The organism is Lactobacillus sp. ESL0259 (assembly GCF_003693045.1).
In the GTDB taxonomy this organism is placed as follows: Bacteria; Bacillota; Bacilli; order Lactobacillales; family Lactobacillaceae; genus Lactobacillus; species Lactobacillus melliventris.
The window spans coordinates 1-25,879 of sequence record NZ_REHP01000004.1 but is presented as its reverse complement, the minus strand read 5'-3'; the positions used below and the strand labels follow the sequence as shown (position 1 = coordinate 25,879).

Sequence of the window (25,879 nt, the reverse complement as noted above, 5' to 3'; positions counted from 1 at the left end):
TTCCTCTTGAAATCTTATTTAGCATTAATTTCTTTAACAACTTTTTCAACATTGTCATAAACTGGTTTGGCCATGGCTGGTATACGGTATAAAATTGCTCCGGCATCAATTAACGGAATTTTTGGTTTAAAAGAAAGATCGGTCTTAGCAATTGTCAAATAGCCATCATAATGTGATAAAAGATCCTCATTGACATCCTTAATCATATAGGCATCAACTTTAACGTTATAACCCCGCTTTCTCATTTCTTCCTCAACTGCATCCTTAATTTGGTGAGATGAATTTACTCCAGCGCCACATGCAGCTATAAATTTTACTTCTCTGCTCATAAAAAGCCCTCCTACTTTTGACTAAAATTCTTACTTAAGAACTGATAGATTTTATCAGTTTCAGTAAGATTAAATAATGCTTGTAACTTTGAAACTGGTGTGAGTCTAAGAAAGTCCATAATCTGTGCTAAAATGTTTGCTTGTCCTTCGGGATTGTTATTCAAAATCATAAACAGAAATTTTACCGGTAAACTTTGATCAGGTGCAATCATATTTTTAAAAGGTACTGGTGTTTTTAAAGCAACAGGTACTATCAAACAAGTATTGACAAACTCTCCTTCAGTATGCGGCACAGCAATATTAGGCAATTCCTTTGCAATTGGCGAAGTATCTATTCCTGTTGGGTATTGTTGTTCACGCTGGTTAATTCCATTGAAAAAGCCATCGTTAACCAAATCAAGAGTAAGTAATTTAGCTGAAACCTCCTTAAAAATTGTGGTTGGATCTGTTGCATCACTTACAAACACTGCATTCGCAGAAAACAAGTTATTTTCTTTCACAAATTAGGTCCTCCTTAACAATAGACAAGTTTTCGCTTTTGTTTGAATATGTTAATTTTTGTTCGCTTGTCTATTGCTATTATATTTAATGGCAAAGAAAAATGCAAACGCTTTTTCAAAAAATAAACTGAAAATTTCGTTTAAATCATTGTATTTTCAGCAATTTTTAAGAGAATTAACTTGTTGTGAACAGTTATTTGATAGTATCTTTGCAAAAATTTCATGTTTATGAATTAAATAAAAAAATATTTTTGAATAATAAAAGCCATGACTTTTTTAAGTCATGGTTTTTGTGTGCGATTAAAACTTTAAATTTTTAGATTATTATTTAGCTATTAGTCGTGGTATACGCCTTCAGCCCACTTCTTATTTTCTTCATCAAAGAAGTGTACGTTATCCTTTTGATCAGGATTTGGTTTAGCAATACCGTCTATTTTGGCAATTAAATTTTGTCTTTCTGGGGTAGACTCATATTTAGCATTCAAGAATGAATCGACAATATCAAAAATAAAGTCACGCCCTAAAACAATACCACCAAAACCTAGTATATTGGCGTTCAATTCACGCCGAGCATATTCAGCTTGAGCAACATCACCTACCATTGCCGCACGAACTCCCTCGTTCTTATCAGCAGCAGTAGAAATGCCGATACCAGTACCACAAAGAACAATACCTAAATCTGCACGACCATCGGCAACATCTTCAGCTACGCGTTTACCATAAATTGGGTAGTGAGTTCTAGTATTGTCATGAGTACCTTCATCAATGACTTGGTATCCTTCTTCTTTTAAATGATCAGAAATGGCCATTTTAACAGAGGTTACAATATGATCGTTTCCTAAGGCAATAACAGTATGCTTGTCAACTTTGGGATCAACAAATTCTGGTTGTGGTCTATCATTATCTAACATTAGTAAGCCTCCTTAAATCATTTCTTCAAGCATATTCAAGCGAACCTGATGGCGTCCGCCAGCATATTCTGTATCTAGATAATGTTGCACAATTGAATAAGCTAGTTTTTCACCTACGATGCCGCTACCTAACGCAATTGCTTTTGCACCATTGTGCATAGCGGTCATATGTGCAGTTCTTTCTTCATTGACGTTTGCTGTAACCATGCCCTTAACTTTATTTGAAGCCATAGCCGAGCCTACACCGTATTCGTCAAACATAATGGCCTTTTTGATACCATTATCTAAGACTTCATGAGTCACCTTTAAACTCGATTCAACAAAGTCCTCTGCGGCTTCCGGTGTAACATCCAAAACATCATAATGGTGTGCTTGCAAATATTGTTTTACTTTTTCCTTTAAAGCAAAACCTGCCTTGTCACTACCAATGACAACCTTCATAGTCAAATCTCCTCTCAAAAACTATTTATATATAGTCGTAAACTGGCTGTAATGCTTTTCCAACTCAGGTTCAATTCCATGGTTAGTAATTAGTCCATCCACATTGCGCAAATCGTAAAATTGGTGAAAATCACTGTGATCCAACTTTGTATAATCAGCGACAACAAATTTTATTTGAGAACGGTCTAATCCAATACCTTCGGTTTGACCCTCCTCTAAGTTAGCAGTTGTCAAAGAAGTATCATTAATGCCATTAACGCCGACAAAACCAACAGAAAAAGACATAGTTTTTAACTCATTGTTAGCTAAAGCACCCACAAAAGCTCCACTTATTCTTCTATATGAGCCGCCAACCATAATCAAGTCATAGTCATTCATATTATCTTTTGCAGCTTCAAATACTGGTAATGAATTAGTAACTATTCTCAAATGCTTAACTTTTAGGTTAGCAACAAGTAACTCTAACGTTGTTCCCGGGCCGACATAAATTGAGTCATTTTCGTGGATTAAGTTACAAGCTCTTTTAGCTACTTCATACTTTTCTTTACTATGAATTTCCCGTTTTTGCTGGTAGCTTTTTTCGGTCCGAATCTGATCAGATAATAACTGAGCACCACCATGAATGCGCAAAATTTTATTTGCTTTATGCAATTCATTGAGATCCCTTCTAATTGTCATATCCGAAACTTTTAAAGCCCGTGCCAATTCATCAACTGTAACAAATTTCTGAGTTTTTACTACTTGTAAGATAGTTTTCAGTCTTTCACTCTTTAACATTAGTAACCTACTTCTTAACTAGATTAAGCAACTAACTTAGTCCATTTTTATTATAGTTGTTAGCTTTTGTTTGTCAATGTTTGAAATTGTTCGATAGCTATAGTCTGAACTAAAAAGGTTGCAATTTACATTTAAGTTAATTAAAACAATTTGGAGCTTTTTCACAAAATTAAGATCGCAATTATTAAAAAAACTTATTTTTATCTGAATTTAGTTTATATTTTATCCACAAAAAATGCATCTATTTCACTTTTAACTGAAAAGATGCATTTACTATTAATTAATAATCCGACTATTTGGAAATTGACTGAGAAATTTTTTCGTATTTGCGCACAGTGTCATAGTCACTATCTTTGGCTTTGACATATCCTTCATGTGAGTAAACACGTTCAATTACTTTCTTACCTTCTTTAGATTTGCCAATTGCAATAAATGCGTTAGCTAATTTTTCCCGGAAGGATTTTGACAAACTAGGAATAACTGAGATAGTGTCGTTGGGAATAGCACGAGTATAGTAAATTGGCACTACTTGAGACTTAATCTTAGGATTATCCTTGATTACATTGTTGCGGGCATCTTCAAAAACAAAAGCAGCATCAGTGTCTTTATTTAAGACATTAAGTACGGCTTGATCGTGCCCAGTGGTAGTAACTAATTTGCAGCTGCGAGGAACATCCAAACCCTTCTGTTTTAATTCAGCAATTGGGAAAATATAACCAGATGTTGAGGTTGGGCTTTGAATTGAAATTTTCTTACCTTTAAGATCTTTCCAACTCTTAATGCCAGAGTCCTTTCTAACTAAAATCTCGGAATGGAAAGTATGAACTAGTTTTTTAGTCCAGTTGCCGTCCGGTCTGCTTAAGCCAAAACGCTCTGACTGTAATAAAACATCAGCTGCATGCTGTTTGTGAGCCTGCACATAGTCATCCCCTGGTAAAAAGCCGACATCTATTTTTTTAGACTTCATTGCTTCTACCAACGCATTACCACTAGTTGAAACCGAAACATGGACTGGAATTCCTAGACGCTTGGATAACATTTTTTCTAATGGCTTTGCCTTAGTTTCTAGCGTATTCGCAGAAACGCTGGGTACGAACTGTACATTGAGAGACTTTGGTGTACCACTATCATTTTGCTTTTTTGCTGAATTAGAACATCCGGCAAGTAAAGCTGTACCTAAAACTGCAATAGCACCAACTAAAAACTTTTTAAATTTTGGCATGATTTCCTCCTAAACTGGAAATATTGCAATCAAAAAAGACTTAGCATAATACTAATGTATCAAGCTAAGTCTATTATTGATCATATTAAAAAACAGCAGCAACAATTTATATAGATAAGAAAGCCGCACTTTCCCCATTGTAAAAGACTCACAAATTTGAGTTAATACATGCATATGAAGAAAACTACCTCTCTTTCTTATTATATAAAAATAATAGCACAATATTAAGAGTTATAACAGATGTTTTTCTTTAAAAAATTGTTCTTTTATTCATTTTAAAAAAAGAAAGCGCTTTATTAATCAAAAGATATTTTCATGTATCAGTAATAACTACTACTCTAGTTCAATTCAAATATTCTAAATTTTTAAAATTCTACAAATCATAACATCTTATTTAAACTTGCAATATTCAATTTGATATAAGGTAGCAAAATTAATAAGGATAGAGATACAGTCACTATTACCTCTCAATTTCTCCATTTTTGATTGTCCCACAATTTATCGTTATGCATAAAATATGTAGTAAACTTAAGAAGTACAGATATAATAATGTGAGGTCAAAGATATGAAGATTGTTAATTTAGATAGCTATGCTCTCAATCCTGGTGATTTAGATTGGTCAGCGCTTGAAAAATTAGGTGAATGCAAATTTTATGACCGGACTCCAGTGGACGACGATGATGAAATTTTAAAGCGGATTGGGGATGCTGAAATTGTTTTGACTAACAAAACGCCCCTTGACGAAAAAGTCCTTCAGACTGCGCCCAACGTTAAATACATTGGCGTGACTGCTACTGGTTATAACATTGTTGACACCAATGCAGCTCGTGCAGTTGGCATTCCTGTAACTAACATCCCTACTTATGGTACTGATGCCGTTGCGCAATTTACTTTTGCTTTGCTACTTGAAATTACCAGTCAAGTTGGCTTACATAATAAATTAGTCCATGAAGGTCGCTGGAGCAGCAACCCTGATTTTACTTTTTGGGCTAAACCGCTAATGGAATTGAAAGGTAAAACATTAGGACTTATTGGCTTCGGTCATATAGCTAAAAAAGTGGCAGAAATCGGTCATGCTTTTTCTATGAATGTGATTTTTTGGAACCATCGGCCAAAATCAGATTTACCAGACTACGTTAAGCAGGTTGAACTTGACGAACTTTATCAAAAAGCAGATATCATCAGTTTACACGTGCCGCAAACTCCAGAAACTACGGAAATGATTAATCAAGAGGCAATTAGTCAAATGAAGGACGGCGTCATTTTAATTAATACTGCTCGCGGCGGTTTAATTAATGAAAAAGATGTCGCAGACGCTTTAAATGAAGGTAAGATTGCTGCAGTGGGGATTGACGTTGCCCAAAAAGAGCCCATTCCTGCTGACAGTCCACTTCTTTCTGCTAAGAACTGCTATATTACCCCTCATATTGCTTGGGCACCACGCGAAACCCGCAATCGTTTGCTTGGTATAGTCGTTGATAATCTGCAAGCATTTCTAAAAGGTGAAAAATTAAACGTCGTAAATTAAAAATCATAGCCAAGAACCCAGTATTCTGATTAAATACTGGCTTTTTTATTCTCAAAAATCATTTTCCGTGCTTGACCTTGACGCTACGTCAACCAATATACTTAATTTTGCAAGTGAGGAGAGTTTAAACATGTCATATTCTATCAATGAACTAGCAAAACTAGCTGGCATTTCAACACGAACTTTACGCTATTACGATAAGCAGGGACTTTTAAAAGCGCGCAGGAATCCCGAAAATAATTATCGCTATTATGAAGAAAGTGAAGTTGACCAATTGCAAAAAATTCTATTTTTAAAACTATTTGACTTGCCACTGGAACAAATAAAACAGGTAATGCAGACTTCACCGGAAACTCAATATCAAGTTTTACGAAATCAGCGGGGCAAATTAGTTGCTCGAGAGCAATATCTAGATGATTTGATTAGGAATTTAGACAAGACACTTGCAACAATGAAGGGAGAAGCACAAATGACTGACACGGAAAAATTTGCCACATTAAAAAAAGAAATGATTAGCAAAAATGAAAAACAATACGGTTCGGAAATCAGGAAGAAATACGGGGATGCTCAAATAGATCTTAGTAATGAAAAGTTCAGTTCTTTATCTGCAGATGAATTAGCACATTTCAAAAAACTGAGTGCGGAAATTTTAACTGAACTAAAGAACTTTAATAAGACTACTGATATCAAACTAGCTGCTGCCAAGCACCTTTTCGACTTACATAAAGAATATTTACTGACAATTTGGCCTAAAGGCCAATATTCGGCAGAAGCCCACAAGAATCTTGCCCGAATGTATGTCTGCGACACACGCTTTAACAAATATTATGCAGAAGGCACTGGTAATCCTGACGCTGCGAAAATATTGAAAGCAATTATTGATTATTACGCGTAAACTTTTTTAATCTTTAGAAGTAGAATTCCAAAATAAAACCTTTCAGATACAGGTTCATTAAGAACTGTTTTGAAAGGTTTTTGTTTCTGCCACTATAAGGATTAATTAATTTATAAGAATCAGGTAAATCAATTTTTACATTACCTAATTCCTGATCATATTTAAAAACTTTATCTGAAAAAGTCTGTTTTCATTTCATAAATGCCAGCTATCATATAAAATTACAAAATTATATAAGCAAATTATCGTACATATGTTCTTAAAGATGCTAAACTTCTTGAAAAATCGCATAAAAATAAAGGATCAGCCCACCATTTTGGACCAATCCTTTATTTTTATATTAATATTCCCATTGATAAGTACCCGGTTTTACACTAATTCCGGTATTTTGAGTTTTTGCTTCGGGGTATTTCTCTAAAAAGCCAGCAGGATCTGGAAGATATACTATAGCTTGACAACCCTCAGGAATAGTAAATTCATATTTTCCATTCAGTAATTTTATTGTAATCAAGCCATTTTCACTTAAGTACTTCATTTGGAAGTCATCAACAATACCTTTTATCTGAGGCTTAATTTCTACTTCCTTAAATCCGGGCTTAATCTCATTTAAACCAACAACTTTTCTAATAAACCAGTCAAGAACACACCCCATCGCATAGTGATTGAACGAAAATGTTCCTGTTTTACCATCTGGTTGAATTCCTGCCCATGATTCCCAAATAGTTGTTGCACCATGGTCAACTTCATATAACCAAGACGGACATTTATTCTGGAGAAAGACCTTTCTGGCCAAATCAGTTTCTCCATTATCAACTAATACATCCAGCAAATAAGGAACAGATAAAAACCCTGTATCCAGGCAGTCATGATTATTATGAATTAATGCCACTAATCTACTTAGTAATTTCTTTCTCGTATTAGTATCACTAATCATATCAAATGCTAAGGCCAGAACATAACATCCCTGATAGTCGCTGGTTAATTTCCCGTCTTTGACAAATTTTTCAGTAAAGGCTTGCTTAACTTTATTAGAATAGGCAATATATTCGTCACCATTTTCACCTAAAACATTACTTATTTTAGCAAGAAGATCTGCAGAATGAGCCAGAAAAGCAGTAGCAACCACGTCTTTGGTTGCTGCAGCAGATTTCATTGGATTAGGATCTCCAATCATCATGCTTGGAAGCATCCAGTCACCATAATGAAATGTAGTATCCCAAATGTAGCGATCATTGCCACTCTTATCACCGGCAGCACTTTTGACACTATAATTATGCCACTTCTTCATCGCAGCATAATTTTCGGTCAAAACCTCTTTATGACCATATCTTTGATATAAAGTCCACGGCACCATTATAATTGCATCGCCCCAACCAGCTGAACTTAAGCTGCCTTTAAAATCTAACGTGCTTTGATAAAAGCTGGCAGGAGCCGGTGAGTAGTCAATAATTTCCCCGTTTTTTTGTTGATCAATACGTACGTTTTTTAACCAGCGACGGATCAAATTTTCTGCGTTGTAGTAAAAAGTAGCAGCTGGTGCAAAGACTTGCATATCCCCGGTCCAACCAGCACGTTCACGCTGCGGGCAATCAGTTGGAATAGACAACATGTTTCCCTGTTGACTCCATTTAATGTTTTGTAGTAAACGATTTATTTGCCGGTTAGAAGTACTTATCTCACCAGTTCTTTTCATATCACTAAAAATAACTATCGCAGTCAAATCTTGAATATCTGCTTGCTCAAGGCCAGTGATCCTAATATATCTGAAGCCATGATACGTAAAGTCAGGCTCGAAAGTTGCCAACTTCCCAGCACCAATCACATGATCTTCCTGATCCTTATTACGACCAATAATATTTTTAAAAAAATGGCCATCCTGATCCAAAGCTTCAGTATGTTCAATCTTAATATCGACATCCTTTTTAAAAGTAGCTGTTAGCCGAATTCGTCCCGTTATAACTTGACCGAAATCAACTACTAACTTGTTTTCTTCTTGCCAAATCTTTTTTGCTGTTAAAGTTTGCATTCGTTTTACCAGCGGGCCAAATTGTGGGGCTAAGCGCTCATAATCTGCATCGATCACTTCTGCTCTTTTAGCAAAAGGAGTATTAGTAGCTAACTCATTTTTAATGCGCAGATCTTGCTTTTCACCGATAACGACATCTGCATAACGCCACTTGCCGGTACCGACCGAAAAAGACGAATCAGTACCAATTTTTAAATAGCTGTGATCTTCATATTCAACAGTTAAGTCAGCTAGTAATGCTAACCGATCACCAAACTGACAACTTTCGCCTGAAACAGCGATTCTACCAGCATACCAACCATCTGCTACAACTACTGTCAACACATTTTGCCCACTGACTAATAGATCTTTTATGTCATAAGTTTGATATAGTAAATATTCTTGGTATTGTGTATAATCTGGCGTAAAGACGGCATCACCAATCTTCTGACCATTTAAATATGCTTGATACAAGCCTTGTGCAGTAATCTCTAGTTTGGCAGAATTAATAGTTTTAGCTATATTAAAAATTTTCTTAAAAACTATTGGCGCATGTAATCGTTCAGCAACAGGCTTGGGAACTGGTGCCTTTTTGCCACCAAACATGTCAGCTAAAGAAAACTCTGGTTCTTTACTAACCTCAGCAAAATCTGAACTTATCCATTTTCCTAACCATTTATCTTCACTATTTTTAACCATTTCTACTATCCCTCTTTGACAGAATTAGACAAAACTTTTTTACCAAGATTTGTCAAAATACAAATAATACCAATTACAAAGCAACTTACACACCCAAAAGTAAAGGAACTTTCACCAACTTTAATGTGAAGTAAATTTAGTAATACAGGACTAATAAAACCTCCTATGGAATTCATAAATTGGAAAAGCATCATTGATACTGCTAATTCATATTTATGTGAAAGGACAGACATATAAAACGGAATTGTGGACATAATCATAGACATGGCAAAACCTGAAAGAACACCGCCAATACCAATTAAAATAAGGTTATTGGCAATTCTTCCCAGTAAGAAGGTAACTACCAAAGTAATGTAACCACCAGCAATTATTTTGTCTTTAAATATTTTGTTCAGATACTTTAAGCTAAAGCCGGCAATAAAACCGCCCGCTGTGCCGACAGCATTGATAATACCCGTAATACTAGTACTACCTAGTTCTTTTTGTCCAATAATAATTGACAGGTTAGTCGGATAGATTGTATAAAGTATCCCCATTAGAAGAGTAACAAATCCTATCAGCCAGACATATCCATTTAAATGTTTTAAAATCCCAAAAATATTGCCGCTAGCATTCTTTTCACTACGGTCTACTTTATCATTCGGTAAGGCAAACAGCACTAGGAGAAAAACAAATATACCTAAAAGAAATACCCAATAAGAATTAACCCAATTCTTAGCTCCTAAAAGTCCACCGCCAAGCATCATTAAAATAGAGCCTAAACTATTCATCGCTGTATTCTTACCCATCATTGCATTTCTTTCTTCTCCTTCAAAAAAGATTGAAATGAGCATAGGAATTAAGGTGTTAACAAAGCCTAAGCCAAATCCCAGAATAAAAGCACATCCGATTAAAACATCAATGCTGCTATGAACTAATAGCGGTAATAAACCGCCCAACGTAGCTATTCCCAAACCAATTAACGATAACAATTTTTTTGAATATTTAACGGCCAAAGTTCCAACTACCACTGTGGCAATTAGTGTTCCTAAAGAAGGAACTGTTCCTATCATTTGAATTTTAGCGACAGGAACATCTGGAAAAGACTTTGTCATCGCCCCAAATGGGTTAGTGATTACTAAGAAGCTCATTGTTAGCAAGCTCATACTTAGAATACTTATTTTCATTTTTGTTTTATTCATAACGAATACCTCTTACATAATAACTTTCATTAATAGGCCTATCTCTTTAATCCATGGTCATATTAACAGCTTATTGTAAGTGCTTACAATACTGTGCTATGATAAGTTTGTGTGTTTTTATGACATTGAGGATTAACAAAAATGAAATTGATTGATTCTAATAAATTGCCTAAGCTTTCAAGAAATGATTTTTTTAAAATTCCAAATTTGGTTCGTTCAAGCAATATACCAAATTCTGAAAAAATCTTTGTGGTAAGCCACGATTTAGATATTCCTGTACCCTTTCATAAACATGATTTTTATGAATTTGTTTTTATTACTAACGGCATTGCTATTAGCAATATTAATAATAAAGATATCTACCTACTTCCTGATTCGTTGTTATTAATGAATTTACATAGTGCACACTCATTAAAGGTCAAAGATCCTAAGGCACAAGTAATCAATATTTGTATTAAACCGGAAATTTTTGCAGGTGGTGTTTTTGCTGAATTTTTACAGCAAGACAATTATTTATGTAATTTTCTTTGTGATAAAGGTAATAACAGTTACCTCTATTTTTCCCCTACCAGCTTATCTAGATATTTACCTATAATTAACGGAATTTTATCTGAATATGTTACCAATAATTATCATTATAATTACGCAATGCTGGGGTTATTGCTCATCTTTTTTGACCAATTGAGCCATGAAAATTATTATTCTTACACTGGAATCGATAGCCTAAGTTTAAAAGTAATATCGGCCATTAAAGATAACGTTCAAACTGTTACTGTGCAACAATTAGCCCAAAATTTTGGCTACAGTACGGCTTACTTATCACGATACATTAAAAAGCATACTGCACTAACTATTAAAAAAATTATTATGCAAGAAAAGATGAAACAAGCTAAAAAATATTTATCAGAAACTAATTATTCAGTTGAAGAAATTTCAAGGCTGGTGGGTTATAAAAGTGTTAGCTATTTTTTTAAAACATTTGAAAAGCAGAATAATGTTACTCCCGACCAATTTCGCAAAACAGTTAAATAAACTATGAACTTTTTTAAATTAAAACAGTGAATTAAGTATCCAAATTCGTACTTAACTCACTGTTTTTATAAGTCCTTAAGTGGAAAAATTTCATATTAGGCAAAATAAGCAGTATAAAATAACCAACCTGCTAAAACAATTGAAAAAGCAAAGGTAATCCAAGATACAATCTTTAAAGACAAGAACTTGATACTATATTGACCTATATAGCCACCGATAAATAAGCCAATTGCTAGCAATATGGCCATCATCCAGTTGACATGAGCACCAAAAATAAAAACAATTAAGGCTACTAAATTTGCTAAAGCACCTACAAGATCTTTCATAGCGTTAATAGTATAAAACTCATCATCAGATAGATAATTAATGCAAATCAAATGAATTACACCAGCAGCAGCTCCAAAATAACCAGAGTAAACCCCTCCTAGAAATAAACCAATATAAGCCCCCAAAATTTTTCCTTTAGTTCTTTTTCTTGGTTGATTCTCACTACTTTTTTTGCCACTTGTCATTATTAAACCAACCGCAGATAAAAGCACCAGAAACGGGACTATTTTTTCAAAGACTTTTCCAGGAAAAGAGATTAAAAGCAGTCCTCCTGCCACCGCGCCAGATAACAAGAAAAGACAGTAGAAGCTGAACTCTTGCCAATGGCCTTTCATTTTTTTGGCAGAAGCTAAAAGTACACCAGGGCCCGTAAAAATTAAAGCGGCTGTATTTGTGATGTTTGCTGCGATTGGTGAGCAACCCGCTATTAATAAGGCTGGATAAGATACTAAAGATGCCATGCTGGCAATGGCAGAAATAATGCCAGAAATGATACCCATCAAAATTAAAAAAATAACTAATATTGGCATACTCATAATTGTTATCTCCCTTACACAAAGAAAGTCGAAGCTAACTAACTCCGACTTTCTTTTATACTCAACTCATTTTGCTTTTAATCTAAAAACCCTTCCCTGGGCGTAACATGGAAATACTTGGCAATTTCCACCAATTGCTTATCAGTTATTTCGTCTAACCTGTTACCACCCTGCGCTTGAATCGCTGTAAAGATAGTAGCCGCTTTTTCAACAGTTTCAATTAAACCGAAGCATTCATCCGGTGTGTCACCCACTGCAAATATGCCATGGTGTGGCCACATAACAACTCTAAAGCCATCCGCAACTTTAGCTGCTGTGTGCTCACCAATAACTGTAGTACCAGGTGTTTCGTAAGGAATAATTCCTATCCCCTCTGGCAAAACTGGCATTGATTCAGCTTGCATCTTCCAAATAGTTTTACTGAAATACTTTTCATTAAGTGGCTGAGTGAATGACATTGCAATCAAGTTGGTTAGGTGGCAGTGCATAACTACTCTTTGCCTGGGATCGAGCTTTAAACGAGCATAGTGATTCATTAAGTGAGTTGGAAATTCACTTGTGGGCAAAGCGCCATCAGTGTAACCCCAAACAATTTCACCTTTTTGGCCATCAGCACTAATACGAACTAAACCCAAATCTTTTTCGGTATTTTGGAAAACATTCCTAAAATAGCGTCCTGTGCCTGTGACTAGAAAATACTGCCCCTTCAAACAACTAGCGTCAAAGCCAAGATCAAAAACTCTTTTTACTTCTTTAACGTCTTCATATTCCTTTAGTTCTTCAGGAATAATACGGATACTCATATTACCGCCATTGCGCTCATCCCAACCATTGTCATAGCTTTGACGAGTGATATTACACATATCTTTAACAAATGTTGAATTGATAAACTTAGCCATTATTTAATCTCCAGAAACTTTCTTATTAATTTCTCTTAAATTGAACGTTCTTTTCATAATCCTTAAGTTCTTGATACCAATCCATCCCTACGGGAACATTATTTCTTAAGCAGAATTCATCCCATACAGCACCAAATGGGAATGACTTTAATTCTTCAGTTTCTGCTAAGCGTAGAGTATAATCATAGTGATTTTCTGCATCTTTTAATTGGTCAATTGGAGCCAGCAATGCCAAAAGCAAGGCTTTTTGTGCTGAGCGAGTACCGATTACCCAGGCAGAAACGCGATTAATTGAAGCATCAAAGAAGTCTAAGCCAATAACTGTCTTGGACAATAAGTTATCCCTGACCAAAGCCCGCATCATTTTAATTAACATGTCATTCATTGCAGGTACGTGATCACTGTCCCAATGAACTGGACGAGATAAGTGTAAGAACATGCCTTTGCCAAATGCTAAGAATGATGACAAGTAGTCAGAAGGATCTTCAGCTTCATGGAAGTGACCAATATCCATACACCAATCTTTACCTCTTGTTAAAGCATAGTTGTTGTAAAAGAGGTGAGAGCCAACCGTATAACTTTCAACACCGGTACCAAACAATTTGCCTTCATATGATTCCATGGTGTTCTTTTCATCATATTTCTCTTCGTTAATTTGATCTAATGAATCAATCAAACGCTCACGCGGATCCAATCTACTGATAGGTTCATCCTTCATACCATCCATAATCCAGAAGTTGTCAATTGATTGTGCTTTTTGCTCTTCGCCAAAGTAATTAGAAATAGCACGTGCATTTTTACCAACTTGAATCCAGTAATCGCGAACGCTTTTTTCAGGACTTGCTAAAGTCATATTTTCTTTTACTTTAGGACTTGAGAAAAATGTCGGATTGAAATCAAGGTAAATATCATTTTTCTTTGCCCAGTCAACCCAGAACTTAAAGTCTTCTGGTCCAACTTCAGACACATCCTTCTTTTTACCATCAGTCACAGCGTAAATTTGGTGCAGTTGCAATCTTTGCTTGGCTGGAATTAGCTTAAAGGCTTCATCCAAGTCATTAGTTAATTCTTCAGGTGTTCTTGCAATGCCAGGGTAATTACCCGACACGCCAATTCCTCCAGACAAAGCAGCATCTGGCGTTAAGAAGCCGTGGATATCATCTCCTTGCCAGCAAGGAAGAGACACACGAATATTTTGTAACTTCTTTAAAACCTTTTCTGTATCAACACCGACTTCTGCGTAACGTTCTTTAGCAACTTGATATGCTGTTTCAACTGCTTTTTCACTAACCATCATTATTCTCCTTTTATTAAAAAACTTCTAAACATAAATAACTAGACTATCCCTTGAGCTTGCATGCATAGGTCTACTGTAAGGTTTGCTTACTGCACAAATTTTCGTTCAAATATCGTGGACAATTGCATATGATTTTCACTATATATTTCTGTCACAGATTTCATTTATTATTTTAGCTGAGGCTAATGTTTATATTGCTCCACCTCGGTTAGCTGTGTGCAAAAAGTTAATGTAGTCATCAAGAATGCCTAAGTATTCACCCTGTTCAGGTTTAAAATGCTTAATTGCAAATGAATCTTTAATAATTTGTCGCGCCGCCGAAACATTTGCAACATCGTTTCTGGTAATCATTTGAACTGCTAAATTACCGATTGCTGTAGCTTCGCTTGGTCCAGCATAAACATCGATGCCAGCAATTGTGCTCGTCAACTGATTTAGCAAGGCAACGTTTGATCCACCACCAACAATATTCAAAGTATCAATTTGGTATCCTATAATATGATTTAACTTTTGTATTTCATAAGCATAAAATAAAGCTAAATTGGAGTAAATCGCCATCGCTATTTCACCAGGTGTTTTTGGAACTCTTTGGCCTGTTTCTTGACAATAAGCTTGAATTTCTTGGATCATATTTTCGGGATTGACAAAACGTTCATCGTTAATATTGATAAATTGACTAAACGGTTTAGTTTTGCTTGCTAATTGCGCTAATTCACTGAAGGAATACTTGTCATTAAAATCACGTTTTACACATTGAACCATCCACAGCCCCATGATATTTTTTAAAAATCTATAGGTGCCATAAGCGCCCCATTCATTAGTGTAATTTTCTTTATATGCATCTGGACCATTTTCTGGAACATTGAGTTCTGTTCCCAGAAGCGACCATGTGCCTGAAGAAATATATGCCCAATGATGTCCTATTCCAGGAGTGCCGACTACAGCTGAAGCTGTATCATGGGTTGCGACTGTAATCACGTCAGTATCAGGCAAATCATAACTTTGAAATTCTTCTCGCTTCAGTTTACCAAGCGGGGTACCAGCATCAACTAATTTAGGAAATTGATCCTGTCTCACATTAACTTCTTGTAGCAGATTCTGATCAAACAAGCCTTCTCTGAGACTCAACATTTGTGTAGTTGAAGCATTTGTCGTCTCTAAAACTGCTTTCCCGGTGAGAACATATCCAATATAATCAGGAATCATCATGATCTTATCCGTTTGAGCCAGAAGTTCTTTGTTTTCCTCAAACAACTGGTATAGAGTATTGAAATCCAGAAATTGGATTCCTGTCTTTTGATAAATCTGTCCCTTAGATACTTTAGCTGTTAATTCCTTAATCGCATTCGTGGTTCTCTTATCACGATAGCTAATCGGATCATCAAGCTTATTTCCATCTTTTCCTACTAGAACATAGTCAACTGCCCAAGTATCAATTCCTAAAGAAACTTTACTAAAGCCAGCTCTTTTTATTTTTTGCAGACCTAATAAAATCTCTTTGATAATATGGTCAATATCCCAGCGGTCATGTCCGTTTTTTAAGGTAAAACCATTTTTAAAACGATGCATTTCTGTTAAGACCATTTTGCCATTTTTTAATTGACTTAGCATCAGACGGCCACTTGAAGCACCAATGTCTACCGCTACATAGGTCTTTGTCAATTATAATCACCTCACTTTCAAACCTTACAGTTATATTTATACGTTAAAATGTCACCGCTTACAATGACATATAAGGTTGCGTATTGTATCATATTGGTAGGTCTATTTTGATTTGAAATATTTATTCATTAGTTTTATAGCACCATAACATAAGTATTAATTACATTTATTTATAAACTTATCTATTCTGAAGATAATATCAAATAACAATATGATAGGTAGTTATATTTGAGGTAGTAAATGGATGAACAATGAATTACTAAGCAAACTAAAAGAACTAAATCCGGTGGAAAAAAAGCAATATAATGAACAACTTTTTATTAATGACTTTAACGATAAAACCTTGCTACATGCTTCAGACAAAAAATTTGTCCCTATTTTTACGGAGGAATTTTTTAAAGGTAAAAATATATATGTCAGTAAGCACAACCGCTTTGCGCCCTATCCTAAACATACCCATACATTCTTGGAAATGAATTATATGGTATCTGGAAGTGCCAAGGAAAAAGTGAATGGTCATACCATTTATTTAAACCAAGGCGATATTTTATTATTAGGTGTCGGCACTACCCATTCAATTGCTACTCTGGGTAAAGATGACATTTTGATAAATATTATTTTCAGAAATAACATCAAGTTCTCTTTAGAAAATTTAAGAACCATTGGCAAAACCAAGAATGTTCTGTCCAGCTTTATTTTGGCCAATGACAACTCTCATGATTTTATGGTTTATAGAAAAAAGCATACTGAATCATCAATTCGCAATATAGCCAATTTAATAATTGAAGAATATTACTTTGACAAGGATTTTTCTGATAAGCTAATTGACAGTTACCTCAATTCGTTATTGATATTGTTATCAAGAAATACTAACATCCATTCTGACAAGATTTTAAAAGAAAACACTCCCGATATTATTCTGTATATTTTAAAAGAAATATCTGCTAACAGTGCCAACATTTCTCTATCTTATATTGCAAAAAAGACCAGTTATAGTCGCTCTTACTTAGGCAATTTATTTAAGAAAACTGTGGGTAAATCTTTTTCAGATGCACTAACTGAACAACGGCTACTAGATGCTTACAACCTACTTAATTCAACTAATTTGTCAATTTCTGATATTATTCAAAAGGTAGGAATTTCAAACAAAACTTTCTTTTACCAGAAGTTTAAGAATAAATTTAACTGCCTTCCTAGTGAAATTCGCTATTTTTAAATAAAAAAATCATTCATTTAACCTCAATTAGGTCATGAATGATCTTTTACTTTTAAGCCAATTAATACACTGATAAATCTGTTTACGAAAAATTATGAAAAATGGTTTTCTTTAGCTAAACAGATTGATACTTTTTAATTTGATTGTATTCTTTACCCTTTTTTATCTTAGCATTACGAAAAGCTATATCTTCCTGTAAATTAAAAAAATACTTGTTACTCACGCCAAATACTCTTCCTAATCTAATAGAAGTATCGACTGTTATTCCAACTCTATCATGTAATATATTTTGAATTTTTGAAGTTGGCACACCAATTAATTTTGCTAGCCTATATGCTGAATTTTGTGGTGGCTTCATAAATTCTTCTTTTAATATTTCTCCAATTGTGGGAGTTGGAATTTTACTCATTTTATTAACCTCTCAATTAGTGATAATCAACAATTTCTACATTTGTAAAAATATTTTGTTTTTATTCTGAAGTTTTACCTGATTATCCAAATCTATTTAATACAGGTGCAATATAAAAAACCTTTCAAGCGCTCACCCATTAGGACTTCTTTGAAAGGTTTTGAACTATCTGAAATTTAAAAATGCTGATTGCCAGAATCGAACTGGCGACCTTTTCTTTACGAGGGAAACGCTCTACCAACTGAGCTAAATCAGCAACTTTCACAACGTTTAAATTATACCAAAACAAAAAAAGTCGTGCAATCGAATGCGCGACTTTTATTTTATTTCCAATCTAGGCAAAGCTCTTGCTTGTGCAACAATTCTGGCAACTCGTCACGATCAATTCTCTTATCGTTTAACTTGTCACCAGTTATTTGCTTGGTAAAAGAATCAATACGTCTATTAGCATCCCGCAAGTCATAGTAAGTGGTAACGACTTGGTCATAGTCTTTCAAGTCTACCACTTTAAAATCACGCGGATACTCATTTTCAAAAGTTGTAAATGCTAGTGGCAAGCGCGGTTTCAATTGCGGCTCTTGATCAGGAATACCCACTTGCATCCCTAACGCTGGAAATGTCAGCTTAGGCAAGTCTAATACGTCTAGCATTTTTAACGGATGATCATTAATGGTGCCAAGAGGCACATAGCCTAGATCCATACTTTCAACAGCATTAGCCACATTTTGCCAAGCAAGTAATGTGTCATCCATCCCCTGAAAGAAAATGTCAGTGGTATGAACACGTCCGTCATCTTTACCTAATTGGCGGCGAATTTGTTGGTTGCGGTATAAATCAACTACAAAGATAAACAAATCTCCTTCAGCACCAACATATTTTTGTCCGCACAATTCCCTGATTTTTGCCCTTTTACTTTCATCAGTAATATGAAGCATTGTCGCATTTTGCATAAACATGCTGGTCGCTGTATGTTGAAAAACGGTGTACAAAGTATTTAATTGTTCTGCACTTAGTGTTTGATCTTTAAATTTTCTGATAGAGCGATGATTAATTTGCTGGTTAATTGTGGAATTATGAATCATTTTGATACTTCTTTCTAACTATCTTACTAAAAGTAACTGTATTGCAAAATGATTTTACTGTCAATAATTGTCTTTTAAATTAACAGACTGTGCTAAAATTTAGACAGAAGATCATTACCATATAATAATTGGAGGAATTTATGCGCGTTTTAGTTATCGGCGGTGCCGGGTATATTGGCTCGGTAGCTGTTAAAAAATTAATTGAACAAAATAATGATGTTGTTGTCCTAGACGCTTTGTACACTGGACACAGAAAAGCAGTCAACCCTAAAGCCAAGTTTTACCATGGAGATATTGAAAACAAGTTTTTAGTTAGCCAAATATTGCGTCAAGAAAAAATTGAGGCAGTTATGCACTTTGCTGCATATTCTTTAGTGCCTGAATCTGTACAAAACCCACTAAAATACTATGATAATAACGTTTCAGGTATGATCGCACTCCTAGAAGCCATGAAAGATGCCGGTGTCAATTACCTCGTCTTTTCTTCAAGTGCCGCAACTTACGGCATCCCTAAGAAATTGCCAATTACTGAAGATTCACCTCTTAATCCGATTAGCCCTTATGGTGAAACCAAAGTAATGATGGAAAAAATCATGCATTGGGCAGATAAAGCTGATGGTATCAAATCAATTGCACTGCGCTATTTCAACGTTGCTGGTGCTGCAAGTGATGGGTCAATTGGAGAAGATCACTCTCCGGAAACGCATTTAATTCCTAATATTTTAAAAAGTGCTGTCAGTGGCGATGGTAAATTTACTATTTTTGGTAATGACTACGACACTAAAGATGGCACTAATGTCAGAGATTACGTTCAAATCGAAGATCTCATCGACGCACACTTGCTGTCTTTAGAGTACTTAATTAAAACCAATAAATCCGATGTGTTCAACCTAGGAACTGCTCATGGTTATTCCAACTTAGAGATCTTACAAGCGGCTCGTAAAGTTACCAATATTGAAATTCCATATACTATGGGACCACGACGTGCAGGTGACCCTGACAGTTTAGTTGCCGATTCAACCAAAGCCAGAACTATTTTAGGCTGGGAGCCGCAACATGAGAGCGCTGAAGATGTAATGGCAAGTGCATGGAAATGGCACCAAACTCATCCTCAAGGATACGAAGACAAATAACAAAATTGCTGGTAAATTTTACCAGCAATTTTTTTGATTAGTTTTTAGAATTAAATGTGATATATAACTCCATATCACAGAACTTACCGTGATACTTAACTTCATCTTTAAGCCTAGCCACATATTCAAAGTGCAGCCTCTCTGCAATGGCTCTACTAGGTTTATTATTATGATCTGCCAGTAATTTAATACTGTGTAATCCAAACTGGTTGAATGACACGTCTACTAACTTTTTAACGGCCTGAGTCATGATTCCGTTACCCTGATATTTTTGCCCCAGCCAATAGCCAATTTCGCCGCTTTCATTTTTTAACTTAATATTGTGCAGGTCAACCATTCCCGCTGGTTTGCCATTGACAAGAACAACTAGTACCAGTTTCTTATAATTAGCGGTGTCAACTCGCATTGCCTTAATAAAATCAACTTCATCTTTGACACTCGCAATCTTACCTGCCCAAGGTAAAAAATGTGCCAGCTGATCACGGTCATGGACAATAATTTCGTATAAAGCTTCCGCATGACTGACTTCCGGTAATACCAAACTAATATCCAAGTTATTAACAGTAAATTGGCCAATGGTAAACATTAAATCTTCCTCCTTAATTTATTTTTAATAAAATATATGATACTACAATTTGTCTTTAAATAAAGCCCTTTTTAACATAACAAAATTTACAATTTAGCGAAATTTTGGTTTTGTTAAAAACATACGCTTATGTATAATGCTATAATTTAATAATGTAACTAATTTTTAAGTATTTGGAGTGATTTAATGAGCGAAGAAGAGGAAAATAACGGTTCTGGTTACGAACGAACCTTGACTAACGCGCATATTCAATTGATTGCCCTGGGTGGGACAATTGGTACTGGTTTATTTCTAGGCGTAGGTAATAGCATTAGACGAGCCGGTCCCAGTGTCATTCTGATTTATGTCGTCGTTGGTGTTTTCTTATTTCTACTAATGCGAGCTTTGGGTGAGCTAATTGTTTCAGACTTATCCAAGCATACCTATATTGATTTTATTGAAAAGTACTTAGGTAAAAATACTGGCTTTATCTCAGGTTATCTTTACTGGATTAGTTGGGTTACGTTAGGCATGGCAGAAATGACAGCCCTAGGTATATATTTCCAGTACTGGTTTCCCCATTTGCCCACCTGGGTGCCTGGCTTGATCACAATCGCAATTTTACTATTTATTAATTTGCTTTCTGCCCGACTTTTCGGTAATTTGGAGTTTAGTTTTGCTATTATTAAAATTGTGACTGTTATTGCTTTTGTGATTTTAGTAGCCTATTTGTTAATAACTGGTGGCAAAACCACTTTTGGTCCCGTTACTCTAGCTAACTTGTCTGCGCATGGTGGCTTCTTTGCTAAAGGGAGTACCGGCTTTTTCTCTGGCTTTCAAATGGTTATCTTTAGCTTTGTTGGCGTTGAACTAGTCGGATTGACTGCTGCCGAAGCCCAAAATCCTAAGGTAACGATTAAAAAGGCTATTAACGAAGTACCAATGCGGATAATATTATTTTATGTTCTCGCTATTATCGCCATTTTGGTCGTTATTCCCTGGGATAAGGTGGCTACTAACTCTAGCCCATTTGTGCAGACTTTAGCAGCAACTGGCATTCGCAATGCTGGTTCAATTATCAACTTTGTTGTCATTTCAGCAGCTGTTTCTTCAACTAATAGTATTTTGTATAGTGCAGGCCGATTATTATTTTCTGTTACTTTTAACGGTAAGGGTAAATTTAACCAGACATTTGGTCATTTAAGAAGACAATTACCACAAAATGCTTTAACTCTATCAGCCTGCCTAATGGCCTTAGCACCATTTGTTATTATTATTATTGGCAATGAGGCCTTTAATTTTATTTCTTCTACTTCTACCAGTATGTTTTTAATTATTTGGTGTCTAATGCTTTTAACACATATTGCCTACCGGAAAAAGACACCTGCACAAGAACTTACCGATTTCAAAATGCCAGGGTTTCCTTTTTTAGATTACATGACTTTAATCTTTTTTATTTTAATGATAATTTTACTATTAATTTTACCTGCAAACAGAGTATCAATGGTTTCAGCTCTGTTAATCTTTATAGTTTTGTCAACCGTATCTAAAGTTTGGCACAAAGAAAAGAAGGCATAGCAATGCCAGCATTGAAACAAAAAATTCCTGCGGAATTCGGTGTTGTGGTAGACATAAGTATTAAAACCAATAATTAACAAAAAATTCCTAGACAATTGATTTTGTCTAGGAACTTTTTTAATTATGTCTTATTCTTCTTTTGATTTTTTGCCATAATCCCAGCGCTTGTCGCATATGTTCAGCGGGAACATATTGACGAATAGCACGTAAAGTTTTCTTATTGTCTCGCGTAGTAAAAATAAACTTACCACTTGCACGAGTGCGAATTTCAAAACGAGGTATATAGCGTCCATGAAAATAAACATCCGCTACCACGTAGGTAACCTCTTGCCACGGAATTTGGACATAATCAGAGATATTGCGCTCATTATAGAATTCAAACGCCTTATCTCCAACCATTACTTTACCGTATGTTGATAACGCACGAAACCAAGTTGCATTTGCCGTTAAATCAACTTTAGTATTTTTTGATTCAACCATTTTAAATTAAAGCACATGCAGAACGTGCAAAACAACACCGACAATAAAGATGGCAATAATGATCAAAATTGGTGAAACTTTCTTCTTTAATAGCCACATACAAAGGAAAGTGAGCAGTAGTCCGGCTAAACCAGGGATTAAGCTATCCAAGTTGTTTTGCAAAGTAGTTACTTTAAACTTGGTTAGTGATAAGCCGTTGGCTTGATCTATTAAAGCTTGCTGAATTCCTTTGGCACCAGCAGGAAGTGATCCCCAGTCAATATAGCCACCCTTTTGAATAGGGGTTTTTGAAACAATCGGAGTGAACTTAATGTTAACCCAGCGTTCAATTAAGGAGCCTAAAACAAACATACCCATCATGGAGGCGCCACGAGTTACTTTTTGCAATAGACCACCAGACATATCACTGGTAATAGCAGAACCGGCCTTGTAACCAAATTCCTGTGTATACCACATAAAGGCCAATCTAATTACATTCCAAATAACGAAGAACAAAATCGGTCCTAACACGTTACCCTGAATAGCCATTGAAGCACCTAAGGCACCAACTATTGGTCTTACCGTGTACCAGAATACAGGGTCACCAACACCAGCCAAAGGTCCCATCATTCCGACCTTAACACCTTGAATAGCTTCGTCTTCAACTTTAGCACCATTAGCCTTGTCTTCCTCTAAGGCTAAAGTAACACCTAAAATTGGTGAAACCAGATAAGGGTGAACGTTAAAGAATACCAGGTGTCTTTGCAAAGCAGCTGCCATATCATCCTTTTTAGGATAAAGTTTCCTTAAAGCGGGTATAAGTGAATAGGCATAACCACCGTTCTGCATTCTTTCATAGTTCCATGAAGCTTGCAAAAATTGTGAGTGCCACATAACTTTGAAGCGGTCGGCTTTAGTTAATTTTATTTTTTTATCAGCCATTATAAAATCCTCCTCTTAAATATCACTCTAATAGTCATCTATGATATCGCCGAGTGGATCGCCGGTACCGTCATTATCAGAATTTGAGCTACCGCCATTGCCACCTTTTGACTCTAAAGATAAGTACATCAGTGCTAAAGCTAAGCCAATTGCACCTAAAGCAATCAAAGTTAAATCTTTTATTGCTGCCAGAGCAAAACCGATGGCAAAGAATGGCCAAACTTCACGACTAGCCATCATGTTGATAACCATTGCGTAACCAACAGCAACAACCATAGCACCACCAATTGACATACCGTCGCTCAGCCATGCTGGCATTAAGCCCAGCCAGTATCTAACTTGTGAAGCAGGAATAGCTAACAGCAATGCAGCCGGAATAGCGATTCTCAACCCTTGTAGACAAACATCAAGCCATTGCCACATATTAATTTTACGCCAATCACCCTTTTTAGCATCAGCATCCATAATGTGGACAATACCAGTAGAAATAGTCCGCACAATCATGGTTAAAAAGAGTCCGGCAACGGCCAAAGGCATAGCAATACCAGTAGCCATACCAATTCCTTTTGTTCCTTGACCACTTTGAACCAAAATGATTGCGGAAGCTACTGAAGCTAAAGCGGCATCAGGAGCAACAGCAGCACCAATGTTAGCCCAACCTAAGGCAATCATTTGTAAATATCCACCTAGGATAACACCTAAAACTAGATTACCAGTTACAAGACCAATTAATGTACAAGCAACTAATGGTTGGTGAAATTCCCATTGGTCTAAGATACCTTCCATACCTGCAAGAAAGGCCACTATGACAACTAAAATCATTTGAATAGCGTTCATTTTTTACTCCTATTCTCCTACTTGTTTTGTTCGTCAAGCAAACTTTGGGCTTTATTTAAAATAGCTTCCATATTGCCTTCTTTATCTGTTGGAACTTTACGCACATCGTACTTGACTCCCATTTTTTCAAGTTCGTGGAAAGTATCAACATCTTCTTGATTCATAGACAATACGTTATTTGCATTGACGTCTCCGACTTTGTAAGACATTGAACCGACATTAACAGTCTTAATGTCAACACCTGCTTTGATTACTTTTAAAACATCTTCCGGGTTTTCAAAAAGCAATAAGGCATGTGTATTACCAAAACGGGGATCTTTAGCAATCTCTACCATCTTCTTCAACGGAACAGTATGCGCTTTGACCCCTGCAGGAGCGGCTTCACGAATCATGCTTTTACGCATTTCGTCTTTAGCTACACTATCGGAAACTACAATTACACGATCTGGGTGCATAGTCGGTATCCAGCCCGTTGCTACCTGACCATGCAAAAGACGTGAATCAATTCGCGCTAAGACAAACTTAATGTGACCATCACCAACAACTGTACCTTCAGGAATAGTTTTCTTATTAGCTGAATTAGCAGGTTGGGACGGTTTTTGAGCTGCTGCAGATTCCTGCGGCATTAAGTCAACTGGCTTGGTTTTAATACCGTCCTTTGCCGGCTCAATAATGGCACTTGCAATCTGATGAGCAGTAGCATCGGGATTGGCCATTCTCTGCGTTAGTGCTTCAACAACCATTGGTAAGTTCATACCAGTAACAATAGCCCAATTAGGATGCTTTTCAAGCAGGGCATTAGCTTGATTAAATGGCGTACCTCCCCACAAATCAACTATCAGCAAAACTTCATCTTGATTTGCAAATGAAGCAATTGCCGTTTCCATTTTGCCTCTAATATCATCTGGACCTTCATCAGGTTTCAAAATGACATGAGCAAAATTATCTTGTTCGCCAAACAGCATCTGCGCAGATTCCGCAATACCGTCAGCAAAACCACCATGGCTGGCTAAAATAATTCCTACCATGAGATTTCCTCCTTTAGATAAAACATATCCAATATTATTTTATCGTTAAAAAGGTTTGATGTCACATTCTTTAAAAATTAGCTCACGTATTTCTAATATAATAGCCATCGTCACTTAAACATCATCAGGCACAAAAAAAGAGGACCTTTCCAGGTCCTCTTCTCTCTTTGCTCCGGCTGTCAGACTCGAACTGACGACATCTTGATTAACAGTCAAGCGCTCTACCAACTGAGCTAAGCCGGAATACTAAAAAGCACGGCAGCGTCCTACCCTCGCAGGCAGTCTCCCACCAACTACTCTCGGCGTGAAGAAGCTTAACTACTGTGTTCGGCATGGTTACAGGTGTTTCCTTCTTGCTCTTGCCACCGTACTTTTCCTTGTGAGCTTTT

25 protein-coding genes, 2 tRNA genes and 1 rRNA gene are annotated in these 25,879 nt (G+C 35.9%); 6 read left to right on the top strand and 22 right to left on the bottom strand.

The genetic code is table 11. The features are described from left to right. Positions 1-14: 14 nt before the first annotated feature. The 6 genes from F5ESL0259_RS01795 to phnD form a co-directional block, all read right to left on the bottom strand. Positions 15-329, bottom strand: coding sequence for a PTS fructose transporter subunit IIB (locus tag F5ESL0259_RS01795; RefSeq protein ID WP_045927619.1), 315 nt, complete (start codon positions 327-329; stop codon positions 15-17). An 11-nt stretch (positions 330-340) separates the two neighbouring features. After that, a complete protein-coding gene (locus F5ESL0259_RS01790) occupies positions 341-829 on the bottom strand; it encodes a PTS sugar transporter subunit IIA (RefSeq protein WP_122037288.1) in 489 nt (162 codons plus the stop codon). 335 nt (positions 830-1,164) lie between these two features. Beyond that, complete coding sequence (gene lacB / locus F5ESL0259_RS01785; RefSeq protein ID WP_110445650.1) at positions 1,165-1,740, bottom strand: galactose-6-phosphate isomerase subunit LacB; 576 nt, start codon at positions 1,738-1,740, stop codon at positions 1,165-1,167. Positions 1,741-1,752: 12 nt separating this feature from the next. Next, positions 1,753-2,181, bottom strand: a complete 429-nt coding sequence (gene lacA / locus F5ESL0259_RS01780) for a galactose-6-phosphate isomerase subunit LacA (RefSeq protein ID WP_110445649.1) — start codon at positions 2,179-2,181, stop codon at positions 1,753-1,755. 21 nt (positions 2,182-2,202) lie between these two features. Further along, positions 2,203-2,958, bottom strand: coding sequence for a DeoR/GlpR family DNA-binding transcription regulator (locus F5ESL0259_RS01775; protein ID WP_110445648.1), 756 nt, complete (start codon positions 2,956-2,958; stop codon positions 2,203-2,205). Positions 2,959-3,250: 292 nt separating this feature from the next. Beyond that, positions 3,251-4,180, bottom strand: a complete 930-nt coding sequence (phnD, locus tag F5ESL0259_RS01770) for a phosphate/phosphite/phosphonate ABC transporter substrate-binding protein (RefSeq protein ID WP_122037287.1) — start codon at positions 4,178-4,180, stop codon at positions 3,251-3,253. A 565-nt stretch (positions 4,181-4,745) separates the two neighbouring features. Between phnD and F5ESL0259_RS01765 the strand changes: the two genes are divergently transcribed. Both F5ESL0259_RS01765 and F5ESL0259_RS01760 read left to right on the top strand, forming a co-directional pair. Continuing rightward, positions 4,746-5,708: a D-2-hydroxyacid dehydrogenase gene (locus F5ESL0259_RS01765; protein ID WP_122037286.1), complete on the top strand. Its 963-nt coding sequence runs from the start codon at positions 4,746-4,748 to the stop codon at positions 5,706-5,708. A 130-nt stretch (positions 5,709-5,838) separates the two neighbouring features. Beyond that, on the top strand, positions 5,839-6,603 hold the full coding sequence (locus tag F5ESL0259_RS01760; protein WP_122037285.1) for a MerR family transcriptional regulator: 765 nt from the start codon (positions 5,839-5,841) through the stop codon (positions 6,601-6,603). Positions 6,604-6,943: 340 nt separating this feature from the next. On the opposite strand, the gene F5ESL0259_RS01755 is transcribed toward F5ESL0259_RS01760, so the two are convergent. Both F5ESL0259_RS01755 and F5ESL0259_RS01750 read right to left on the bottom strand, forming a co-directional pair. Beyond that, a complete protein-coding gene (locus F5ESL0259_RS01755) occupies positions 6,944-9,307 on the bottom strand; it encodes an alpha-L-rhamnosidase (RefSeq protein WP_122037284.1) in 2,364 nt (787 codons plus the stop codon). 5 nt (positions 9,308-9,312) lie between these two features. Next, a complete protein-coding gene (locus tag F5ESL0259_RS01750; RefSeq protein WP_122037283.1) occupies positions 9,313-10,488 on the bottom strand; it encodes an MFS transporter in 1,176 nt (391 codons plus the stop codon). A 141-nt stretch (positions 10,489-10,629) separates the two neighbouring features. Between F5ESL0259_RS01750 and F5ESL0259_RS01745 the strand changes: the two genes are divergently transcribed. Then, complete coding sequence (locus F5ESL0259_RS01745; RefSeq protein ID WP_122025695.1) at positions 10,630-11,520, top strand: AraC family transcriptional regulator; 891 nt, start codon at positions 10,630-10,632, stop codon at positions 11,518-11,520. A 95-nt stretch (positions 11,521-11,615) separates the two neighbouring features. Here the strand turns inward: F5ESL0259_RS01745 and F5ESL0259_RS01740 are convergent, their stop codons facing one another. The 4 genes from F5ESL0259_RS01740 to rhaB all read right to left on the bottom strand — a co-directional run bounded on the left by F5ESL0259_RS01740 (position 11,616) and on the right by rhaB (position 16,241). After that, positions 11,616-12,383: a sulfite exporter TauE/SafE family protein gene (locus tag F5ESL0259_RS01740; protein WP_233557698.1), complete on the bottom strand. Its 768-nt coding sequence runs from the start codon at positions 12,381-12,383 to the stop codon at positions 11,616-11,618. A 77-nt stretch (positions 12,384-12,460) separates the two neighbouring features. Further along, complete coding sequence (gene rhaD / locus F5ESL0259_RS01735) at positions 12,461-13,282, bottom strand: rhamnulose-1-phosphate aldolase (RefSeq protein WP_122025694.1); 822 nt, start codon at positions 13,280-13,282, stop codon at positions 12,461-12,463. A gap of 25 nt (positions 13,283-13,307) precedes the next feature. After that, positions 13,308-14,576, bottom strand: coding sequence for an L-rhamnose isomerase (locus tag F5ESL0259_RS01730; RefSeq protein ID WP_110445639.1), 1,269 nt, complete (start codon positions 14,574-14,576; stop codon positions 13,308-13,310). 192 nt (positions 14,577-14,768) lie between these two features. Beyond that, positions 14,769-16,241, bottom strand: a complete 1,473-nt coding sequence (gene rhaB, locus F5ESL0259_RS01725; protein WP_122025693.1) for a rhamnulokinase — start codon at positions 16,239-16,241, stop codon at positions 14,769-14,771. A 244-nt stretch (positions 16,242-16,485) separates the two neighbouring features. On the opposite strand from rhaB, the gene F5ESL0259_RS01720 reads away from it, so the two are divergent. Continuing rightward, positions 16,486-17,457 carry a helix-turn-helix domain-containing protein gene (locus F5ESL0259_RS01720; RefSeq protein WP_122025692.1) on the top strand — a complete coding sequence of 324 codons (972 nt, stop codon included), beginning with the start codon at positions 16,486-16,488 and terminating at the stop codon, positions 17,455-17,457. A 115-nt stretch (positions 17,458-17,572) separates the two neighbouring features. Here F5ESL0259_RS01720 and F5ESL0259_RS01715 read toward each other — a convergent pair whose 3' ends face one another. The 3 genes from F5ESL0259_RS01715 to F5ESL0259_RS01705 form a co-directional block, all read right to left on the bottom strand. Further along, entirely contained in the window at positions 17,573-17,866 is a 294-nt protein-coding gene (locus F5ESL0259_RS01715; protein WP_122025691.1) for a HigA family addiction module antitoxin, read from the bottom strand. A gap of 183 nt (positions 17,867-18,049) precedes the next feature. Then, positions 18,050-18,122, bottom strand: a tRNA-Thr gene (locus tag F5ESL0259_RS01710). A 67-nt stretch (positions 18,123-18,189) separates the two neighbouring features. Then, positions 18,190-18,948 carry an NADPH-dependent oxidoreductase gene (locus tag F5ESL0259_RS01705; protein ID WP_046324363.1) on the bottom strand — a complete coding sequence of 253 codons (759 nt, stop codon included), beginning with the start codon at positions 18,946-18,948 and terminating at the stop codon, positions 18,190-18,192. Between the two features lie 140 nt (positions 18,949-19,088). On the opposite strand from F5ESL0259_RS01705, the gene galE reads away from it, so the two are divergent. Then, complete coding sequence (gene galE, locus F5ESL0259_RS01700) at positions 19,089-20,081, top strand: UDP-glucose 4-epimerase GalE (RefSeq protein WP_034980556.1); 993 nt, start codon at positions 19,089-19,091, stop codon at positions 20,079-20,081. 37 nt (positions 20,082-20,118) lie between these two features. On the opposite strand, the gene F5ESL0259_RS01695 is transcribed toward galE, so the two are convergent. After that, positions 20,119-20,667, bottom strand: a complete 549-nt coding sequence (locus F5ESL0259_RS01695; protein WP_046324362.1) for a GNAT family N-acetyltransferase — start codon at positions 20,665-20,667, stop codon at positions 20,119-20,121. A gap of 186 nt (positions 20,668-20,853) precedes the next feature. Here F5ESL0259_RS01695 and F5ESL0259_RS01690 point away from each other — a divergent pair, with 186 nt between their 5' ends. Continuing rightward, positions 20,854-22,224 carry an amino acid permease gene (locus F5ESL0259_RS01690; protein ID WP_110445633.1) on the top strand — a complete coding sequence of 457 codons (1,371 nt, stop codon included), beginning with the start codon at positions 20,854-20,856 and terminating at the stop codon, positions 22,222-22,224. Positions 22,225-22,341: 117 nt separating this feature from the next. On the opposite strand, the gene F5ESL0259_RS01685 is transcribed toward F5ESL0259_RS01690, so the two are convergent. The 6 genes from F5ESL0259_RS01685 to rrf all read right to left on the bottom strand — a co-directional run bounded on the left by F5ESL0259_RS01685 (position 22,342) and on the right by rrf (position 25,860). Next, complete coding sequence (locus F5ESL0259_RS01685; protein ID WP_110445632.1) at positions 22,342-22,704, bottom strand: DUF956 family protein; 363 nt, start codon at positions 22,702-22,704, stop codon at positions 22,342-22,344. Between the two features lie 6 nt (positions 22,705-22,710). Beyond that, positions 22,711-23,625, bottom strand: coding sequence for a PTS system mannose/fructose/sorbose family transporter subunit IID (locus tag F5ESL0259_RS01680; RefSeq protein ID WP_122025686.1), 915 nt, complete (start codon positions 23,623-23,625; stop codon positions 22,711-22,713). A gap of 27 nt (positions 23,626-23,652) precedes the next feature. Beyond that, the gene (locus F5ESL0259_RS01675) at positions 23,653-24,462 is read right to left on the bottom strand and encodes a PTS mannose/fructose/sorbose transporter subunit IIC (RefSeq protein ID WP_046324358.1); all 810 of its coding nucleotides are present in this window, start codon (positions 24,460-24,462) and stop codon (positions 23,653-23,655) included. Between the two features lie 17 nt (positions 24,463-24,479). Beyond that, complete coding sequence (locus F5ESL0259_RS01670; protein WP_122025685.1) at positions 24,480-25,490, bottom strand: PTS sugar transporter subunit IIB; 1,011 nt, start codon at positions 25,488-25,490, stop codon at positions 24,480-24,482. A 170-nt stretch (positions 25,491-25,660) separates the two neighbouring features. After that, a tRNA-Asn gene (locus tag F5ESL0259_RS01665) sits at positions 25,661-25,733 on the bottom strand. A 10-nt stretch (positions 25,734-25,743) separates the two neighbouring features. Next, positions 25,744-25,860: ribosomal RNA gene (gene rrf, locus F5ESL0259_RS01660) — 5S ribosomal RNA — on the bottom strand. Between the last annotated feature and the right edge of the window lie 19 nt (positions 25,861-25,879).

Excerpts from the sequence above, each read along its gene's own strand:
- F5ESL0259_RS01795 (WP_045927619.1), bottom strand. The coding sequence starts at position 329 with ATGAGCAGAGAAGTAAAATTTATAGCTGCATGTGGCGCTGGAGTAAAT.
- lacB (WP_110445650.1), bottom strand. The coding sequence starts at position 1,740 with ATGTTAGATAATGATAGACCACAACCAGAATTTGTTGATCCCAAAGTT.
- lacA (WP_110445649.1), bottom strand. The coding sequence starts at position 2,181 with ATGAAGGTTGTCATTGGTAGTGACAAGGCAGGTTTTGCTTTAAAGGAA.
- F5ESL0259_RS01775 (WP_110445648.1), bottom strand. The coding sequence starts at position 2,958 with ATGTTAAAGAGTGAAAGACTGAAAACTATCTTACAAGTAGTAAAAACT.
- phnD (WP_122037287.1), bottom strand. The coding sequence starts at position 4,180 with ATGCCAAAATTTAAAAAGTTTTTAGTTGGTGCTATTGCAGTTTTAGGT.
- F5ESL0259_RS01765 (WP_122037286.1), top strand. The coding sequence starts at position 4,746 with ATGAAGATTGTTAATTTAGATAGCTATGCTCTCAATCCTGGTGATTTA.
- F5ESL0259_RS01760 (WP_122037285.1), top strand. The coding sequence starts at position 5,839 with ATGTCATATTCTATCAATGAACTAGCAAAACTAGCTGGCATTTCAACA.
- F5ESL0259_RS01755 (WP_122037284.1), bottom strand. The coding sequence starts at position 9,307 with ATGGTTAAAAATAGTGAAGATAAATGGTTAGGAAAATGGATAAGTTCA.
- F5ESL0259_RS01750 (WP_122037283.1), bottom strand. The coding sequence starts at position 10,488 with ATGAATAAAACAAAAATGAAAATAAGTATTCTAAGTATGAGCTTGCTA.
- F5ESL0259_RS01745 (WP_122025695.1), top strand. The coding sequence starts at position 10,630 with ATGAAATTGATTGATTCTAATAAATTGCCTAAGCTTTCAAGAAATGAT.
- F5ESL0259_RS01740 (WP_233557698.1), bottom strand. The coding sequence starts at position 12,383 with ATGAGTATGCCAATATTAGTTATTTTTTTAATTTTGATGGGTATCATT.
- rhaD (WP_122025694.1), bottom strand. The coding sequence starts at position 13,282 with ATGGCTAAGTTTATCAATTCAACATTTGTTAAAGATATGTGTAATATC.
- F5ESL0259_RS01730 (WP_110445639.1), bottom strand. The coding sequence starts at position 14,576 with ATGGTTAGTGAAAAAGCAGTTGAAACAGCATATCAAGTTGCTAAAGAA.
- F5ESL0259_RS01720 (WP_122025692.1), top strand. The coding sequence starts at position 16,486 with ATGAACAATGAATTACTAAGCAAACTAAAAGAACTAAATCCGGTGGAA.
- F5ESL0259_RS01715 (WP_122025691.1), bottom strand. The coding sequence starts at position 17,866 with ATGAGTAAAATTCCAACTCCCACAATTGGAGAAATATTAAAAGAAGAA.
- F5ESL0259_RS01705 (WP_046324363.1), bottom strand. The coding sequence starts at position 18,948 with ATGATTCATAATTCCACAATTAACCAGCAAATTAATCATCGCTCTATC.
- galE (WP_034980556.1), top strand. The coding sequence starts at position 19,089 with ATGCGCGTTTTAGTTATCGGCGGTGCCGGGTATATTGGCTCGGTAGCT.
- F5ESL0259_RS01695 (WP_046324362.1), bottom strand. The coding sequence starts at position 20,667 with ATGTTTACCATTGGCCAATTTACTGTTAATAACTTGGATATTAGTTTG.
- F5ESL0259_RS01690 (WP_110445633.1), top strand. The coding sequence starts at position 20,854 with ATGAGCGAAGAAGAGGAAAATAACGGTTCTGGTTACGAACGAACCTTG.
- F5ESL0259_RS01685 (WP_110445632.1), bottom strand. The coding sequence starts at position 22,704 with ATGGTTGAATCAAAAAATACTAAAGTTGATTTAACGGCAAATGCAACT.
- F5ESL0259_RS01680 (WP_122025686.1), bottom strand. The coding sequence starts at position 23,625 with ATGGCTGATAAAAAAATAAAATTAACTAAAGCCGACCGCTTCAAAGTT.
- F5ESL0259_RS01675 (WP_046324358.1), bottom strand. The coding sequence starts at position 24,462 with ATGAACGCTATTCAAATGATTTTAGTTGTCATAGTGGCCTTTCTTGCA.
- F5ESL0259_RS01670 (WP_122025685.1), bottom strand. The coding sequence starts at position 25,490 with ATGGTAGGAATTATTTTAGCCAGCCATGGTGGTTTTGCTGACGGTATT.